This window comes from Microvirga pakistanensis (assembly GCF_004458765.1).
Lineage (GTDB): Bacteria > Pseudomonadota > Alphaproteobacteria > Rhizobiales > Beijerinckiaceae > Microvirga > Microvirga pakistanensis.
Genome location: NZ_SPJX01000279.1, coordinates 1 through 223, shown reverse-complemented (window position 1 = coordinate 223; position 223 = coordinate 1). Strand labels below are relative to the sequence as shown.

Annotated in this window: 1 pseudogene; it reads right to left on the bottom strand. The window is 58.7% G+C overall.

Annotated elements, in window-relative coordinates:
- A pseudogene (locus E4K09_RS15250) lies at positions 1–223 on the bottom strand (acyl-CoA dehydrogenase family protein); the annotation flags it as partial.

Genomic DNA, 223 nt, shown 5'->3' with positions numbered 1-223 from the left:
GTTCCCCAATCGTTCCACGTTGAAGCCCGCAAGCTGCTTCTTGAACCCGCCGGGCCCGAGCAGGACGTTCTCAGCAGGAACACGACAATTTTCGAAGTAGAGCTGCGACCAGTCCTCGCCGCTCATAAAAGAGGAGGGTTTTCCGATGGTGAACCCGGGTATGCCGCGCTCGACGAGGATTGATCCGATACCGCCGGTACCCGGCCCGAACCGGACATAAATG